Origin of the sequence: Tellurirhabdus rosea (assembly GCF_026278345.1) — a bacterium.
Lineage (GTDB): Bacteria > Bacteroidota > Bacteroidia > Cytophagales > Spirosomataceae > Tellurirhabdus > Tellurirhabdus rosea.
In genome coordinates this window covers 2,080,054-2,094,943 of record NZ_CP111085.1, presented here as the reverse complement: position 1 = coordinate 2,094,943, position 14,890 = coordinate 2,080,054, and the positions used below count along the sequence as shown (strand labels likewise).

The 14,890-nt window shown below is 54.8% G+C and carries 17 protein-coding genes; 9 read left to right on the top strand and 8 right to left on the bottom strand.

Going from position 1 to position 14,890, the window contains the following annotated elements; translation table 11 throughout:
- Nucleotides 1-147: 147 nt before the first annotated feature.
- From ORG26_RS08740 to rplU, 3 genes are all read right to left on the bottom strand, one after another.
- Nucleotides 148-750: a NifU family protein gene (locus ORG26_RS08740; protein ID WP_266368502.1), complete on the bottom strand. Its 603-nt coding sequence runs from the start codon at nucleotides 748-750 to the stop codon at nucleotides 148-150.
- A 173-nt stretch (nucleotides 751-923) separates the two neighbouring features.
- Nucleotides 924-1,211, bottom strand: coding sequence for a 50S ribosomal protein L27 (gene rpmA, locus ORG26_RS08735; protein WP_266368501.1), 288 nt, complete (start codon nucleotides 1,209-1,211; stop codon nucleotides 924-926).
- Nucleotides 1,212-1,302: 91 nt separating this feature from the next.
- The gene (rplU, locus tag ORG26_RS08730; RefSeq protein ID WP_266368499.1) at nucleotides 1,303-1,614 is read right to left on the bottom strand and encodes a 50S ribosomal protein L21; all 312 of its coding nucleotides are present in this window, start codon (nucleotides 1,612-1,614) and stop codon (nucleotides 1,303-1,305) included.
- Nucleotides 1,615-1,946: 332 nt separating this feature from the next.
- On the opposite strand from rplU, the gene ORG26_RS08725 reads away from it, so the two are divergent.
- From ORG26_RS08725 to ORG26_RS08710, 4 genes are all read left to right on the top strand, one after another.
- Nucleotides 1,947-2,582, top strand: a complete 636-nt coding sequence (locus ORG26_RS08725; RefSeq protein WP_266368497.1) for a thioredoxin family protein — start codon at nucleotides 1,947-1,949, stop codon at nucleotides 2,580-2,582.
- Nucleotides 2,583-2,736: 154 nt separating this feature from the next.
- Nucleotides 2,737-3,291 carry a sll1863 family stress response protein gene (locus ORG26_RS08720; RefSeq protein ID WP_266368495.1) on the top strand — a complete coding sequence of 185 codons (555 nt, stop codon included), beginning with the start codon at nucleotides 2,737-2,739 and terminating at the stop codon, nucleotides 3,289-3,291.
- A 229-nt stretch (nucleotides 3,292-3,520) separates the two neighbouring features.
- Nucleotides 3,521-4,855 carry a Na+/H+ antiporter NhaA gene (gene nhaA / locus ORG26_RS08715; RefSeq protein ID WP_266368493.1) on the top strand — a complete coding sequence of 445 codons (1,335 nt, stop codon included), beginning with the start codon at nucleotides 3,521-3,523 and terminating at the stop codon, nucleotides 4,853-4,855.
- Between the two features lie 66 nt (nucleotides 4,856-4,921).
- Nucleotides 4,922-5,629, top strand: coding sequence for a DUF3291 domain-containing protein (locus tag ORG26_RS08710; protein WP_266368492.1), 708 nt, complete (start codon nucleotides 4,922-4,924; stop codon nucleotides 5,627-5,629).
- 362 nt (nucleotides 5,630-5,991) lie between these two features.
- Here the strand turns inward: ORG26_RS08710 and ORG26_RS08705 are convergent, their stop codons facing one another.
- From ORG26_RS08705 to ORG26_RS08690, 4 genes are all read right to left on the bottom strand, one after another.
- Nucleotides 5,992-6,771 carry a 3-hydroxyacyl-CoA dehydrogenase gene (locus ORG26_RS08705; RefSeq protein ID WP_266368490.1) on the bottom strand — a complete coding sequence of 260 codons (780 nt, stop codon included), beginning with the start codon at nucleotides 6,769-6,771 and terminating at the stop codon, nucleotides 5,992-5,994.
- A gap of 105 nt (nucleotides 6,772-6,876) precedes the next feature.
- On the bottom strand, nucleotides 6,877-8,856 hold the full coding sequence (locus tag ORG26_RS08700; protein ID WP_266368488.1) for an FAD-dependent oxidoreductase: 1,980 nt from the start codon (nucleotides 8,854-8,856) through the stop codon (nucleotides 6,877-6,879).
- A gap of 38 nt (nucleotides 8,857-8,894) precedes the next feature.
- Complete coding sequence (locus ORG26_RS08695; RefSeq protein ID WP_266368486.1) at nucleotides 8,895-9,587, bottom strand: YjjG family noncanonical pyrimidine nucleotidase; 693 nt, start codon at nucleotides 9,585-9,587, stop codon at nucleotides 8,895-8,897.
- A gap of 115 nt (nucleotides 9,588-9,702) precedes the next feature.
- Complete coding sequence (locus tag ORG26_RS08690; protein WP_266368485.1) at nucleotides 9,703-10,008, bottom strand: (2Fe-2S) ferredoxin domain-containing protein; 306 nt, start codon at nucleotides 10,006-10,008, stop codon at nucleotides 9,703-9,705.
- Nucleotides 10,009-10,424: 416 nt separating this feature from the next.
- On the opposite strand from ORG26_RS08690, the gene ORG26_RS08685 reads away from it, so the two are divergent.
- The 3 genes from ORG26_RS08685 (at nucleotide 10,425) to nth (ending at nucleotide 12,020) form a co-directional block, all read left to right on the top strand.
- Entirely contained in the window at nucleotides 10,425-11,021 is a 597-nt protein-coding gene (locus ORG26_RS08685) for an RNA polymerase sigma factor (protein WP_266368483.1), read from the top strand.
- Entirely contained in the window at nucleotides 10,999-11,235 is a 237-nt protein-coding gene (locus tag ORG26_RS08680; RefSeq protein WP_266368482.1) for a hypothetical protein, read from the top strand. The genes ORG26_RS08685 and ORG26_RS08680 overlap by 23 nt, the downstream gene beginning before the upstream one ends.
- 113 nt (nucleotides 11,236-11,348) lie before the next feature.
- On the top strand, nucleotides 11,349-12,020 hold the full coding sequence (nth, locus tag ORG26_RS08675; RefSeq protein WP_266368481.1) for an endonuclease III: 672 nt from the start codon (nucleotides 11,349-11,351) through the stop codon (nucleotides 12,018-12,020).
- A 111-nt stretch (nucleotides 12,021-12,131) separates the two neighbouring features.
- Here nth and ORG26_RS08670 read toward each other — a convergent pair whose 3' ends face one another.
- On the bottom strand, nucleotides 12,132-12,551 hold the full coding sequence (locus ORG26_RS08670) for a nucleoside-diphosphate kinase (protein WP_266368480.1): 420 nt from the start codon (nucleotides 12,549-12,551) through the stop codon (nucleotides 12,132-12,134).
- A gap of 192 nt (nucleotides 12,552-12,743) precedes the next feature.
- Between ORG26_RS08670 and ORG26_RS08665 the strand changes: the two genes are divergently transcribed.
- Together ORG26_RS08665 and ORG26_RS08660 are read left to right on the top strand one after the other, a co-directional pair.
- Complete coding sequence (locus tag ORG26_RS08665; RefSeq protein ID WP_266368479.1) at nucleotides 12,744-13,757, top strand: DHH family phosphoesterase; 1,014 nt, start codon at nucleotides 12,744-12,746, stop codon at nucleotides 13,755-13,757.
- 122 nt (nucleotides 13,758-13,879) lie between these two features.
- A complete protein-coding gene (locus tag ORG26_RS08660) occupies nucleotides 13,880-14,785 on the top strand; it encodes an FKBP-type peptidyl-prolyl cis-trans isomerase (RefSeq protein ID WP_266368478.1) in 906 nt (301 codons plus the stop codon).
- The last annotated feature ends 105 nt before the right edge of the window (nucleotides 14,786-14,890 follow it).

Genomic DNA, 14,890 nt, shown 5'->3' with positions numbered 1-14,890 from the left:
GTAGGAACAGATAGATAACGCCCGTAAAGCGTTATTTCGGTGCAAAAATGATTAAACGGAAGGAAAATTGAATGAATAATGAAAAATGAAGAATGAACCGCCCGCCCCGATCCGGCAAAGCTTCATTCTTCATTTTTCATTTCGGAATCAAACGCCCTGCGCCTCGACGGTCCGGACTTCCGGAACGAGGCGGGTCAGCAGGTTCTCGATGCCTGCCTTGAGGGTCAGTGTGGACGAGGGGCAGCCGCTGCACGATCCCTGCAGCAGAACTTTGACCAGGCCGGTTTCTTCGTCGAACGAATAGAACGTGATGGCTCCTCCGTCGGATTCCACGGCCGGACGGACATACTGGTCGAGGGCCGCTTTGATTTTCTGCACCGCGGGCGAATCGGCTTCGACCACGGTCGAGTTAGCTTCCACGGTCCGCTGGGTAAAGACGGGCTGGTCTTCGTCCAGGTATTTTTTCAGGAACGGCTTTACTTCGAAAAGCACTTCGCCCCAGTCGGTGTCCTCGTCCTTGGTCAGGGTGACGTAGTTGCGGGAAATAAACACGCGCCGGACGTATTCAAAGCCAAACAGGGCCACGGCCAGCGGGGAGGATTTGCCGTCGAGCAGGGCATCGGACGGAGCGGCGTAATCGAAGGACAGCCCCTCCGGGACGAGTTCGCGGTTGACCACAAACTTCATCGAGTTCGGGTTCGGACTCATCTCCGTATACAGCATCACGGGCGGGCGGAGTGCAGCGTTCATATCTTTGGGAATCGTTTAACGTGTAAGGTTCAACGGGTAACGTACGTTGCCGGGCCGAATACCCCGAACGTTGAACCATCTACCTAACAGCATTCGTACGGCTTTCAGTTTCCGGACATAAAAAAACCTGTCAGCCCTAGGGCTGACAGGTTTTTACGGGTGCTTTGGAGCAATTAAGCTTCTGCCGGAGCTTCAGCGGCCGGAGCAGCAATCGGCTGGATGCTCACGAATGAGCGGCCGTCTTTGCCTTTCCGGAACTGAACCGTTCCGTCTACCAGAGCGAACAGGGTGTGGTCTCGGCCGATACCCACGTTCTTGTCCGGGTGATGTTTGGTGCCGCGCTGGCGAACGATGATGTTCCCTGCGATGGCCGACTGGCCGCCGAAGAGCTTCACGCCCAAGCGTTTGCTATGCGAGTCACGGCCGTTTTTGGAGCTACCTACGCCTTTCTTGTGTGCCATTTTTCAACTAGTTTCTAGTTTATGGTTTATGGTCTATAGTTTGACGGCTCAGGTTGACTGAACTCGAAACGATAAACTTTAAACTCTAAACTTAAATTGTGATATCTTCAATCAGGACTTTGGTCAGATACTGACGGTGGCCGTTTTTCTTCCGGTACCCTTTCCGGCGCTTCTTCTTGAAGACGATCACTTTTTCGCCTTTCAGATGCTCCAGAATTTTGCCAGATACTGATGCGCCTGCGACGGTCGGGGCGCCTACCGAAATCGTACCGTCATTGTCAACAAGCAGAACCTTGTCGAATACAAGCGCAGCGTCCGTATCGCCTTCCAACCGATGGGTGTAGACGTAACGGCCCTTCTCAACTTTAAATTGCTGGCCTGCAATTTCTACGATTGCGTACATGATTAATTAGGATAAATCGAATGTTCCTGAAAATGAGGTGCAAATATAGGAGATTCTGCGCAAAAGAAAAATAGTTGCCCCGTGTTAATCTTATCCCTTATTCCGGTATCTAAGGATCGTCGGAAAGATTTACTTCGACATACACACAACCAGTTTATATTTTGCTTATTATCGGACGCCGATCGACAAGGAGGGTCATGCACACCGGACCTGTCCATCTCCGCCAGTTACCCGCAACTCTGCACGATATTTGCTCTACTTCAGACAACACCGTGAACGCGCAGGAGACAGGCGCAGGGCATGTTCTTAACGAACTGGTTATCAGTACTTACATGAGAGAGAAACAAGTATTTGGATGGATGGTTGTCGGGCTGGTTCTGCTGCTAACGGGCTTCCGGCCCGCCGCGGAACCGCAAAACGTGCTGTCCTATACCGTCGGGGACGTCGTGGCCGACTTTCGGCTGCGAAACGTGGACGGCCGGATGGTAGCTTTATCAGACTACAAAACGGGTCGGGGCGTGCTGGTGGTCTTCACCGCCAACCACTGCCCGTTTGCCAAAGCCTACGAAGACCGGATCATTGCGCTCGACCGTCGCTATGCGGCCCAGGGATACCCGGTGCTGGCCATCCAGCCCAACGACCCGTCGGCGTACGAAGACGACTCGTTTGATAACATGAAACTGCGGGCCGCCCAGCGGAGCTACCCGTTTCCGTACCTGCTCGACGAAACGCAGGACGTGGCGCGGGCGTTCGGCGTGACCCGAACGCCGCAGGTGTATATCCTCCGGCGGTCGGGCGAAAAGTTTACGGTGGAGTACGTGGGTGCCATCGACGACAGCCCGCAGGATGCGACCGGCGTCAAAAGACGCTACGTAGATGAGGCCCTCGGCAACCTGCTTACCGATAAGCCCGTCGTGACCACCACGACCAAAGCCGTGGGCTGCGCGATCAAGTGGAAGGGAATGTGAAAAAAGGTAGTAAGGCGGTAAGGCGATAAGTTGGTAAGTGCGCTGCCTCCATTGAAAAGCGGCGGAGCCACTAACAACTTACTGCCTTACTGCCTTTTTGGTCCGGCATGAGATTTGCGAAAGACGTTTCTGCAAACAATAACTCCACACTGGTATGAAAAAGATACAAATGGTAGTCAAGCAGATTCGTTTATTCGCCGGGGCATTTATGGTTGTCGCCTCGATGTCGCTGGTAGCCTGTGATAATAATAAGAACGATGCCCAGACCGACGACGCGCTGGAGCAGACGGGTGAAGCGATTGAAAATGATGCAGAGAAAGCCGGTGACGAAATAGGCCAGGAAACCCGCGAAGCCGGGGCTGAAGCCGAAGCCGCCGGAGACCGCGCAGCCGCCAATTTTGAGGAGGAGCGCAAGGAAGCAGTGGCTGAAATCAACGCACGGACCGAAAAACTGGACCGTCGCATTGATGAACTGCAGGCCAAAATGAAGCGCGAAGGCCGCGAAGCCAAAGCCGAAAGCAAAGAAGAACTGGCCGAACTGGAAGCCGAGCGCAAGGAGTTAGGTCAGGACCTGGACCGGGCCCAAAACGCTACTGCCGCCGCCTGGCAGGATGTGAAAACGGGTTTCAAACGGGCCGGTAAAAACATCGGACGTGCCTTTGATAAAGCCGAGGATAAAGTCGATCCGGATGGCAAAGATGATAATTAAGAACAGGTAGGACGAGGGGAGGTAGGTGTCCGGTCGCTGCAAGGCGACCGGACTTTTTTGTGGAACTTCGTCTACAACTTGTCAGAAGGTTTCAACAAAAAGCTTTTGATGAGCTTTTGGTAACGGCCGCTTCCGAAAAATTCTTTTGGGCCAACTTTGTAGAAACAATTCAGAGCCGGGCTAATTATATACGGTATCCGGGCTTCACGGCCGCAAAACATTTCTCCCCATGCAAGAGAGCGTATTGGCAAAAATCCTCCGGCCGCTTGTCCGACCTTTTGCCGAGTTTATCAGGACGGAAACGTCCAGCGGAATCATCCTCCTTTTCAGTAGTATCCTGGCGCTCCTGCTGGCCAACATCAACGAGGGCATCGCCGCCTATTTTCCCTTTATCTGGGAAAGCCAGCTAACGTTTTCCGTCAACGATTTTGTGCTGTCGAAAACGCTTTCCCACTGGATCAACGACGGGCTGATGGCGCTGTTTTTCCTCATTGTCGGTCTGGAAATCAAGCGGGAAGTGCTGGAGGGAGAACTGTCGACGGTGCAGAAAGCGGCATTGCCGCTGGTGTGCGCTCTAGGAGGCATGGTGGTTCCGGCGAGCCTGTTTCTCCTGCTGAATACGGGGACGCCTACCGCGGGCGGCTGGGGAATTCCGATGGCTACCGACATTGCCTTCGCGCTCGCCATTGTTCTGCTGCTGGGCGACCGGGTGCCGCTTTCCCTGAAAGTCTTTCTGACGGCGCTGGCCATTGTCGACGACCTGGGCGCGGTGCTGGTTATCGCGTTTTTTTACACGGAAGAAATCCAGATGTCGTACCTGTACTCCGCGGCGGGCGTCTTCGCCGGACTGCTGCTCTTAAACCGTCTGCAGGTTAGGGCGCTGCCGGTTTATCTGCTTCTAGGGCTGGTTTTGTGGTATTTTACCCTTAAGTCGGGAATTCACGCGACTCTGGCGGGTGTGCTGCTGGCCGCCGCCATTCCGTTCCGGATTCGCTACAGCCGGGAGGAAGTGACCCGGCTCATCGACGACCGCCTGCTGGTGATCAATGAATCGATGACCGTCGGCGACGTGCATCCGCGCGACATCAGCGAAGAACTGGAAGACCTGAACAACACCATCAGTTCCCCCGCCCAGCGGCTCGAAAATCAGATGCATGGTCTGGTGGCTTTTTTTGTGATTCCCCTGTTTGCTTTCTGCAACACGAGCCTGGTCATCGAACTCGGCGGCCTGAGCGAACTGGGCAGTCCACTGGCGCTGGGCATTCTGACGGGTCTGGCCCTTGGCAAACCGCTGGGCATTGCGCTGTTTGCGTGGCTGTCGGTGCGCTTCGGCCTCGCTGCCCTGCCGACGGGCGTTGCGTGGCGGCAGTTGATCGGCGTGTCGGCACTGGCCGGCATCGGCTTTACAATGTCCATTTTTATCACGCTGCTGGCTTTCCCCAACAACCCGGAGGCGCAGACAACGGCAAAGCTGGCCATTCTCCTGGCCTCGCTTCTTTCGGGAATCATTGGGTATGGACTGCTGCGCATGAGTGGCGGCTCGTCCGCCGCTGCCCCACGCTAAGGAAATTAACGGGTTATGAACAAAGCCGGTAGACGAACACTTACAGCAGGGTAGTCTATCCTGAAAATGTTCGTTACGTTTACGCTTCTAAAGTACGCACCGGGCCGTCATTACCGGGCATTTGCCAACATGGGCCGCTGGATGATGAACCCATTCAAAAGCCGTGGGCTGCAGTTTCAGAAAATGATGGGCAGCGGCAGGCAGTTTGGCCTCATGCCCAACTGGTCAACCTATGTTTTTCTGGCGGTATGGGATACGGAGAAAGACGCCGCCGCCTTTTTTGAGTCCCCAGCCTGGAGCCGGTACATTAACGGAACGGAGGGTACCGGAACTTTGTGGCTTCGTCCCTACCGGTCGCACGGGAAATGGGACGGCCAGAATCCCTTCACGGATGATTCGGTTGAGCACGAAAGGCTGGAAGACAGGCCGGTAGCCGTTCTGACGAGGGCAACCATCCGGTTCCGGGCGCTGCTGGATTTCTGGCGGCATGTTCCCCAAGCCCGCAAACGTCTTCAATCCCTGACCGGAGACCTTCTTTTTTCCATCGGCGTGGGCGAAAAGCCTGTGGTACAGCAATGTACGTTCAGCGTGTGGCGGGATGAGAAGGCGGTCGAGCAGTTTGCCTACCGGCAGGCCGGGCATCGGGAGGTGGTTCGGCGAACCCGGCAGAAGCAGTGGTATCGCGAGGAGTTGTTTGCCCGAATGAGCGTCTGGAAGGCCGACGGGCTGTTTTCGGAGCTTCTGGCTGCCCAGAAACAAACAACCCCGCCGTAGCGGGGTTGCCAAACAAATTTACCAGACTCGGAGCCAGGGCATTCCGCTGCGTATGTATTTATCTAACGGCTTCTGGGCAAGGAGATTGAATCGTTCTTCCAGGGCTTCGGTACGCGGAGACTTATTTTTTTTGGATTTCTCTTTGTACAATTCGTCACCCATCAGGCACGTAATCAGGAAATAGCGATCGTAGTTCATAAGGAATAGAGGTGGCGCGTGTTAGGGATGTGTTAAGTACTGTGCAAAGGTGCAAAGCGTTCGCAAATCCTGCAACCATGTAACCTTACTTTAATTGCCTTTTAACCGGCATTTAACAGACAAAGCATCAGGAGGTTATCCTTAATCAAAATTTAATTTTGCGATTACTTTGGTGCCATCCGGATGGCACCGTCGAGCCGGATGACCTCGCCGTTCAGCATCGGATTTTCGACGATCGACTTGGCCAGCAGGGCATACTCCTGCGGGCGGCCCAGGCGGGAAGGAAACGGCACCTGTTGCCCGAGCGACAGGCGGGCTTCTTCGGGCAGGCCCATCAGCAGCGGCGTCTCAAAAAGGCCCGGTGCGATGGTCATCACCCGGATGCCGGTCCGTGCCAGATCCCGCGCAATGGGGAGCGTCATGCCCACAATGCCGCCTTTTGAAGCCGAATAGGCCGCCTGACCGATTTGCCCGTCATAGGCCGCCACCGAAGCCGTGTTGATGATGACGCCGCGTTCGCCCTCTTCGTTCGGACTGTTCTTTTCCATCGCAAACGCCGCCAGACGGATGACGTTGAATGTCCCGATGAGATTGATTTTTACGGTTTTCTCAAAAGCCGCCAGCGAGTGCGGACCATAGGTGTCTCCGGTCTTGCCGATCGTCTTACGAGCCTCGGCAATGCCTGCGCAATTAACCGTAATTGTCAGTCCGCCGAATTCGGAAAGAGCCAGGTCAACAGCGGCCTGTACATCCGGTTCACTGGTGACATCCGTGCGAATGAACCGGGCCCGTTCGCCCAGTTCGCCGGCCAGCGTATGTCCTCGTTCTTCGTTCAGGTCAACGATGACCACATGGGCCCCCATTTGGTGAAAGAGCCGGACCGTTGCCTCTCCCAGACCGGAGGCCCCGCCGGTGACGAGTGCGGTAGAAGTAGAAAGCTGCATAGGAATAGGTTGATTGAGTGTCGAATGATTGAATGATTGATTGACTGAATGACTGATCGGTAGTCTGCTGCCGCTCAAAATTGAACCAATCAATCATTCAATCATTCAGTTAACCGGCTGGAAAAGAACGGCATCCGCGACCGTCAGGCCCGTAGCGTTAAGGCCGGATACCCAGACGGCGTTTTGGCGGCCTTTCTGGAGCGTGTACTCGCCCAGCAGCACCCAGTCGTTGGCCGCTTCGCGCGTATCGAGCGTCAGCACGGTTTTCTGCGCGCCGGCTTTCACCCCGACGGCAGTTTTGGGCGACTGCCCGTTGATGTTCAGATTATAGAAGTAAATGCGGTACTTCCCGGTTTTGGGAATCATCGGAGAGAACTCAACCACCGGAGCGGCCAGTTCGCCCGCCGGAGCCACCAGATAGGAGCGCCCGAAGCGGCCGTGAACCGATTGGCTGTCCCGCTTCCAGAGGCCGTTGGTCACGATCTGGGTCGTGTCCGCATCGTCGAGCAGAATCTCCGGCTGGCGGTAGTCCATCAGCGGATTGTCCCGCAGGATGCTCTGGACCAGTTTAACGTCTACATCCTGCACGGCCTGATTGCGGTTAACGGCCAGGCAGGCCGCCACTGCCGCCGACTGGGCGAGGACCATGAACACCGGCTCCATGCGAATCGACCCGTAAGCAATGTGCGTGGCCGACAGACAGACGGGCACCAGCAGATTGGAGCATTCCGCCCGCTTGGGCACCAGCGCCCGGTAGCTCACCGGATACGGCGGAAAACCGCCCACCTGCACGTCGCCTTCATTTTTAACCATACCGTCGACCACAATCCGCTGACAGTTGTGTGAATCCATGGTGTAGGCCGCCATGCCGACACCGTCGTCCACGATGACCCGGCTTTCGCAGTTGGCCTGCGCCATGACGTATTCGCCAATCATCCGGCGGGCTTCGCGGACGTACAACTGGGGCGAGAAATTGCCGTTGTCCGTGTATTCGTCTTTCGGATAACCCCACTGCCGCATTTCCACCCGCAGGTGTTCCGGCACGCGCGGGTCGTTGCCCAGAAAATACAGGAAGCTTTTGGTATAGTGTTCGTGTTCGCGAATGATCTGGGCGCGGCGCTCATAGCTGGCCTCCGGGTAATCGTAGTTCGCGCCGATCATATCCGTCGAAAACGGGCCGCTGTTGTTGATGTCCGTCTTCTGGTTCGGCATGGGCTGAATATGCATCAGCAGCCAGTTCAGTTCGTTCGGCTTCCGTTTCTCGATGTAACGCAGCAGCAATTCGAATTTTGTCGAATCGTAGCCCTGCGGGCGGGTGATCGGAATGCGGTTGGCGGGGTTGTTGGTCAGGCAGAGGCGGAAGTTGTACGCCTGAAGTTTCTGGTCGCCCGTACCGTTTGGGGCCAGCCGTTCCGGACTGATGCCCCACAGCAGGCCGCTTTCGGGCTTGCCGGGAAGTCTGTAGGGGTCAATGCCCTCCGGAAACTGGTGTTTGTCCTTCAACTGCACGCCGTTGTACGATTCGCCGTAGAGACTGGCCGCTTCCCGCCCGACGGCATAACTGACACCGGCTTTGACCATCAGATCCCCTTCGTAGGAGCAGTCGATGAAGACCTTCGCCCGCACCGTGCGGCTGCCCTGCACCCGACCGGAGGCCGGTTCGAGCGTGATCCAGGCCAGACGGTCCTTTAATTTTTCGGCCGTAGCAATCCGGTAGTCGTACCAGACCGGCACGCCGGCCTCTTTGATGTACTGGTTGAAAATCCGTTCGGCGACCGACGGCTCAAACGTCCACTGCTCCAGGCGGCCGTAGTGGCGGCCGATGCGGCGGTAAAAATCGCGGGACAGGCCCGAAATGGCGTATTTGTTGCCGATGTCCGTTTGTCCGAGTCCGCCGGAACTCATGCCGCCAAGGTGGCGGCCCGGCTCGATCAGCAACACGGATTTGCCCGCTTTTTTGGCGGTATAGGCCGCAATAACGCCCGCCGAAGTGCCCCCGTAAACGCATACGTCGACCGTCAGCGGCTGGGCCTGCAGGGGAAGGAAAAAGAAAGTGGAAAGTAAGGTAAGGACAAGGTACTTCATACTGAATCCGGACAGGGGTTTCCTACGAATCAGCAATACTACAACATTGTCATCAATTCTTTCAAATGCGCAATCTCGTAAGTGGGTTTCCCTGAGGGAATGGGTAATCCGGCCGGATTGTAATACACCACATCCATGTCGGCGTTCTGGGCGCCCTGCACGTCGGCTTCAAAATTATCGCCGATCATGAGGCTTTCCCGCAGCCTGGCCCCGGTTACAGCGAGAGCAAATTCGAAAATGCGCGGGTCGGGTTTCTTGGCCTCCGCGATGTTATTGGTAATGACGTGTTCGAAGTAATCCGTCAGGCCGGCGCTGGCCATTTTGAGGGCCTGAATTTCGTCGAAGCCGTTGGTGATGATGTGCATCCGGTAGCGGCCCCGCAGGTGGTCCAGTACGTCCAGAGTCGATTCGATGAGGTGGGCTTTCCGGGGCAGCAGGTGGAGGTATGCTTCGTTCAGGGCGTCGCAGACCGAATGGTCGTCGAGCCCCATCGCCTCCAGCACCATCCGGAACCGGCGCTGCCGGATTTCGGTATGCGTCAGCCGGTTGTGGTTAAACTCGGACCAGAGGTGCAGGTTGATCGTGACAAAATGCCGGTTGAATTCTTCCACCGAAGCCACGCCGTGGTCCACCAGTTTGAAGGTTTCGTACACTTCGCCGATCGCCTCCGCCGAGTTGCGATCAAAATCCCAAAGGGTGTGGTCAAGGTCAAAAAACAGGTGTTGGTACATGAGCAAGGGATCAGTCAAAAAGATAGCCCGGGACTTCAGCCCCGGATCAAGGGTATCCGGGCCGTAACGTGCCAGCCTGTTCCCGGCAATAACGGGGCTGAAGCCCCGGGCTACATTAGAAATTCAGTTTCAGCCGCTCGACTTCTTCGCCGCCAACCAAGTGTTTTTCAACCAGTTCTTCCACATCCGACAGCTGAACGTTGCCGTAGTAAGTTCCTTCCGGGTAAACGACCAGCGCGGGTCCGAAGGCGCAGGCGTCCAGGCAGCCGGCCCGCTGCGCGCGGATTTCTTTTTGTAAACCCCGTTTGGTCAGTTCCTGTTTGAAGGCTTCCACCAGGGCGGCACCGTGCTCGCTGCCGCAGCATTTTTTTGGGGCTTCCTTCTGGTTCGTACAAATGAAAACGTGTTTGGTAAATTTCATAAAATAAGAGAGTGATGTTCGGTATAACGACGGACTATCCTGCAAAGTTGAAACAAACCCTCCAGAAGTCCTGCCTGCCAGCCGGGCCGGTTAAAAAATTTCTTCAGGTATTTAAACTTAATACCTGTAGTTTTAGTCTACTATGAGCTAAAGGTAACCTGGGGGTTAGTTTGACGAGTCCAACTTATTCTTTGGATAATAAAAAACAGGATTTCCGGGGCGGTAATGGCCATAAACTGGGAAAATCAGTAAAAAAGTATAGTTAGGGGTCAAAAATTGCAATAAAAATTTCACAGCCACTTGCGAAAGACAGCGGAAATATCGTACTTTGAAATAAGCTAGAATCTCACTTAAAAAATCACGGAGGCAATACACTATCGAAACACTCTTCTACGTTACCTTAATACATTCTCAAAATGGAAAAATTGCAGGTAAGCGACAGTGAGCTTATATCCCTGTATATCCGTGGTAACGAAAAAGCCTTCGAGAAACTGGTTCAGCGCCATAAGTCAAAAGTATACACGACCATCTATCTGATTGTTAAGGATCAATATGTGGCCGAGGACCTGACGCAGGACACGTTTATTAAAGCGGTAGAAACGTTAAAGTCGGGTCGGTATAACGAAGAAGGTAAATTCCTGCCCTGGGTCATCCGGATTGCTCACAACCTCGCTATCGATTATTTCAGAAGAGATAAACGCTACCCCAATGTAGTGTTCGAAGATGGTAGCAGTGTGTTCAATACGCTGGAATTTGCCGAGGATTCGATCGAGTCGCTGCAAATCCGCAAGGAAACACACGAGCACTTACGTGAACTGATTCAACGTCTGCCCGAACAGCAGCGTCAGGTTCTGATTATGCGGCATTACGAGGAAATGAGTTTCCAGGAAATTGCCGATGCAACCGGAGTCAGCATCAATACAGCATTGGGGAGAATGCGTTATGCTTTAATCAATTTGCGGAAGCAATTAAGCAAACGTTCGCCCTATTATGATAAAAACTTTTACCAATGATGATGTGATTCGGTATGTCTACGAGGAAACTACCTCCGAAGAGAATCACCTGATTGAAGACGCCCTGATGGCGGAACCGGACCTGATGCTTTTTTATCTCGACACGCTGGAGATAAAGATGCTCATGAACAAAATCGAGCGCCAGCCCTCCGAGCGCACCCTGCAAAACATTTTCGAGTTTTCCCGGAATTATTCCGGTAGCCCATCCGCCTGAGGTCAAGAGGTGCGATGGGTTTATTTTTGGAAAAAAGAGGTTAGAGAAAGGAAGAAAGACTGCTCACAAGGTCTTTTCTCTTTTCTCTGGCTTCTTTTCTCTTATAATTACTCATGCAAAAGAAAGAGCGGTTTCGCCATTTCCTCGATTACTTCACCCACCATTTTCCCGAGCCGAAGACCGAACTGAACTTTGGCAATCCGTATGAACTGCTGGTGGCGGTGATTCTGTCGGCGCAGTGTACCGACAAGCGCATCAACCAGATTACCCCCGCGCTCTTTGCCCGTTTTCCCGAGCCGGAGTCGCTGGCCGCGGCTTCGGTGGACGAGGTGTTTTCGTACATCCGGTCGGTTTCGTACCCCAACAACAAGGCGAAACACCTGGTCGGGATGGCCAGAATTCTGATGGACGAATTTGGGGGAGAAGTGCCGGGCACGGTCGAAGAACTGACCCGCATGCCGGGGGTAGGTCGCAAAACGGCGCACGTGATCCTGTCGATTGTCTACAACCAGCCCACGATGGCCGTCGATACGCACGTGTTCCGGGTGTCGCACCGGCTCGGGCTGGCTCCGCTCACGGCCACCACGCCGCTGGCGGTCGAAAAAGCCTTAACGGCCTACATCCCCCTCCAGTACGTGCCGAAAGCGCACCACTGGCTGATCCTCCACGGCCGCTACATCTGCGTAGCCCGCACCCCCAAATGCCTGGAGTGCCCGCTGACGCATTTCTGTAAATACTACGAGAGGATTCGTCTTGCACCCGGATTACGCAAACCGAAGGAGTAACTTTGCTGTCTTTGAACCTGGATTACACAGAGTAAAGGATGCACTGTGATGTTTTGCTTTTTGCGGAGCATCCAGTGCATCCTTTACTCTGTGTAATCCAGGTTCAGAAGATTAAAACTGCTCCACGCCGGCGAAGAAGAAGTCGCCTTCGATGTTGGCGTTTTCGTCGGAATCCGAGCCGTGGATGGCGTTGGCTTCGATGGACTTGGCAAACTGCTTGCGGATGGTGCCTTCGGCGGCCTGCGCCGGGTTGGTCGCCCCGATCAGCGTGCGGAAATCCGTGACGGCGTTGTCCTTCTCCAGAATCATCGGAACAATCGGGCCGGACGACATGTACTTGCACAGGTCGTTGTAGAACGGACGCTCTTTATGAACGGCGTAAAACTGTCCGGCGCGCTCCGCCGTCAGCTGAACTTTCTTCAGGGCGACGATCCGGAACCCGGCTTCTTCGATCATTTTGATAATAGCACCCGTATGGCCGTCGGCAACAGCGTCCGGCTTGATCATCGTAAATGTGCGGTTCGTGGTCATTCGTTTATTGTGAAATAGTGAGCGGAATTCCTGCATTCCGCGCGCAAAAGTACAGACTTTCAAGCATAAACCACAGGCACCCGCCGTTATTACTTCGCCGGGCCGGTGACATTAACCGGCACAATTTCCCAAAATCTTTGTACTTTTGAGGATGCAATCCGGGCAAGGTGTGTCCGGACTGCCATAGAAGCAATGCAAGAACTGGAGGCCATCCGTCAATTCATTCAAACCCCGCAGACGATTTTTATTACCACGCATCAGAATCCTGATGCCGACGCCATGGGGTCGTCGCTGGGACTGGCCGGATACCTGAAAAAACGGGGCCACCGCGTGACCGTCGTCACACCGACGGACTACCCCGAGAACCTGAAGTGGATGAGCGGCACCGACGAGGTGATCGTCTTTGAGGAGAAGAATCGGGTGGCCGTTACCAGACTGCTCGACGAAACTGATCTGATTTTCTGCCTGGATTTTTCGGCCATGGCCCGCATCCGCGACCTCGAACCGCTGGTTCGGCAGGCTCGGGCGCGGAAGATCCTCATCGATCACCACCTGGAACCGGAAGGCTTTGCCGATGCCATGTTCTGGGACAGCAAAGCGGCCGCTACCGCCGAACTGATTTACCGCCTCATCAGCCAGCTGGGCGATGCCGAACTGATTGATAAACCGATTGCGGAGTGTCTGTACGCGGGCATCATGACCGATACCGGCTCGTTCCGGCATGCCAGCACGACGGGCGATGTGCACCGGGTGGCGGCGGCCCTCCACGATGTCGGCATTGAGGTCAACACGATTCACCGCCGGATTTTTGATAACGTGTCGGTCGATAAGCTGCGTTTTCTGGGGTACGTCCTGAACGAAAAACTGGTCGTCTTGCCGGAGTATAAGGCCGCTTACATCACCATCACGTCGGACGAACTGAAACGTTTCCGCTCCAAAAGCGGGGATACCGAAGGCATGGTCAATTATGCCTTGTCGGTGGAGGGCGTCGTGATGGCGGCTATTCTCATCGATCGGGGCGACGAAATCAAGATGTCTTTCCGGTCGGTCGGCGATTTCTCCGTGCGCGATCTGGCCAGTGAACATTTCAACGGCGGCGGTCACCGCAACGCCTCGGGCGGACGCACCAACCTGTCGCTGGAAGAAACCATCCGGAAGCTGCGCGACGTGCTGCCGCTTTATCAGGAGCAATTAAACGTCGTTTAACGGGCAAAGTTTAAGGTTCAAAGCTGTTCCGCCAGGCGGTAGAGCGTCATCAGACAGAGCAACCTTAAACGTAACGCCTTAAACGTTAGACTGTAAACCTTAAACGTTAAACCATTTTTTCAATGAATTTTAAGTCCATTGCCACGCTGAGTCTGTTGGGTGCTGCTCTGACGGCCTGCAACCAAAACCGCGTACAGGTCACCGAAAGCGGCCTGAAATACCAGATGCACGAAGACAAGGAAGAAACCCGCAAAGCCAAAGTGGGCGATATCCTGACGCTGCAGATGACCGTCAAAAACAGTAAGGACTCGGTGCTGGGAAGTTCATACAAAAACGGTTCGCCCATCATTCAGCAACTGCAGGTGCCCTCCTTCAAAGGCAGCCTGGAAGAAGGTCTGGCCATGCTGAGCAAAGGCGACAGCGCCACCATTTTCGTTTCTTCCGATTCGCTGGCGGCCCGTTCGGGTCAGCCGCTGCCGGCTTTCATTCCGAAAGGCTCGGACCTGTCCTATACCATCCGGGTGGTCGAAGTCCAGTCGGAAGAGGAATTCCAGAAGGCGCAGGCTTCCCAGCGGGATAAGCAGAAAGGCGTTGACGACAAACTGATTGCGGCTTATATCGCCAAAAATAGCCTGAGTGCGAAGAAAACTCCTTCGGGCGTGTACTACGTGGTGAGCCAGCCGGGTGCCGGTGCCGTACCGAGCCGGGGCGACGTGGTGAAAGTGAAATACACGGGCAAAACCCTCGACGGCAAGGTGTTCGACAGCTCGAACAACCAGCCGCAGACGGCCGGCGGCATTGATTTCCCGCTGGGCATGGGTGCCGCTATCCCGGGTTGGGAAGACGGCCTGATGCAGCTTCCGAAAGGCAGCAAGGCTACGCTGATTATCCCCTCGACGATGGCTTACGGCCAGCAGGGTGCCGGTGACGCCATCAAGCCGAACACGGTGATCTCGTTCGACGTTGAGGTGGTAGACATCAAGAAAGGCGCAGCGGCCCGCGGCGGCGGCATGCCGGGCGGCAACTAAAATTTGTGCAGAAGCAGCGAACCCGATACCGAATTTTGTATCGGGTTCGTTTGTTTTAGGATAGAATACCGTTCAGAGTTCAGGGTTTATGGTTTATAGTTGAGG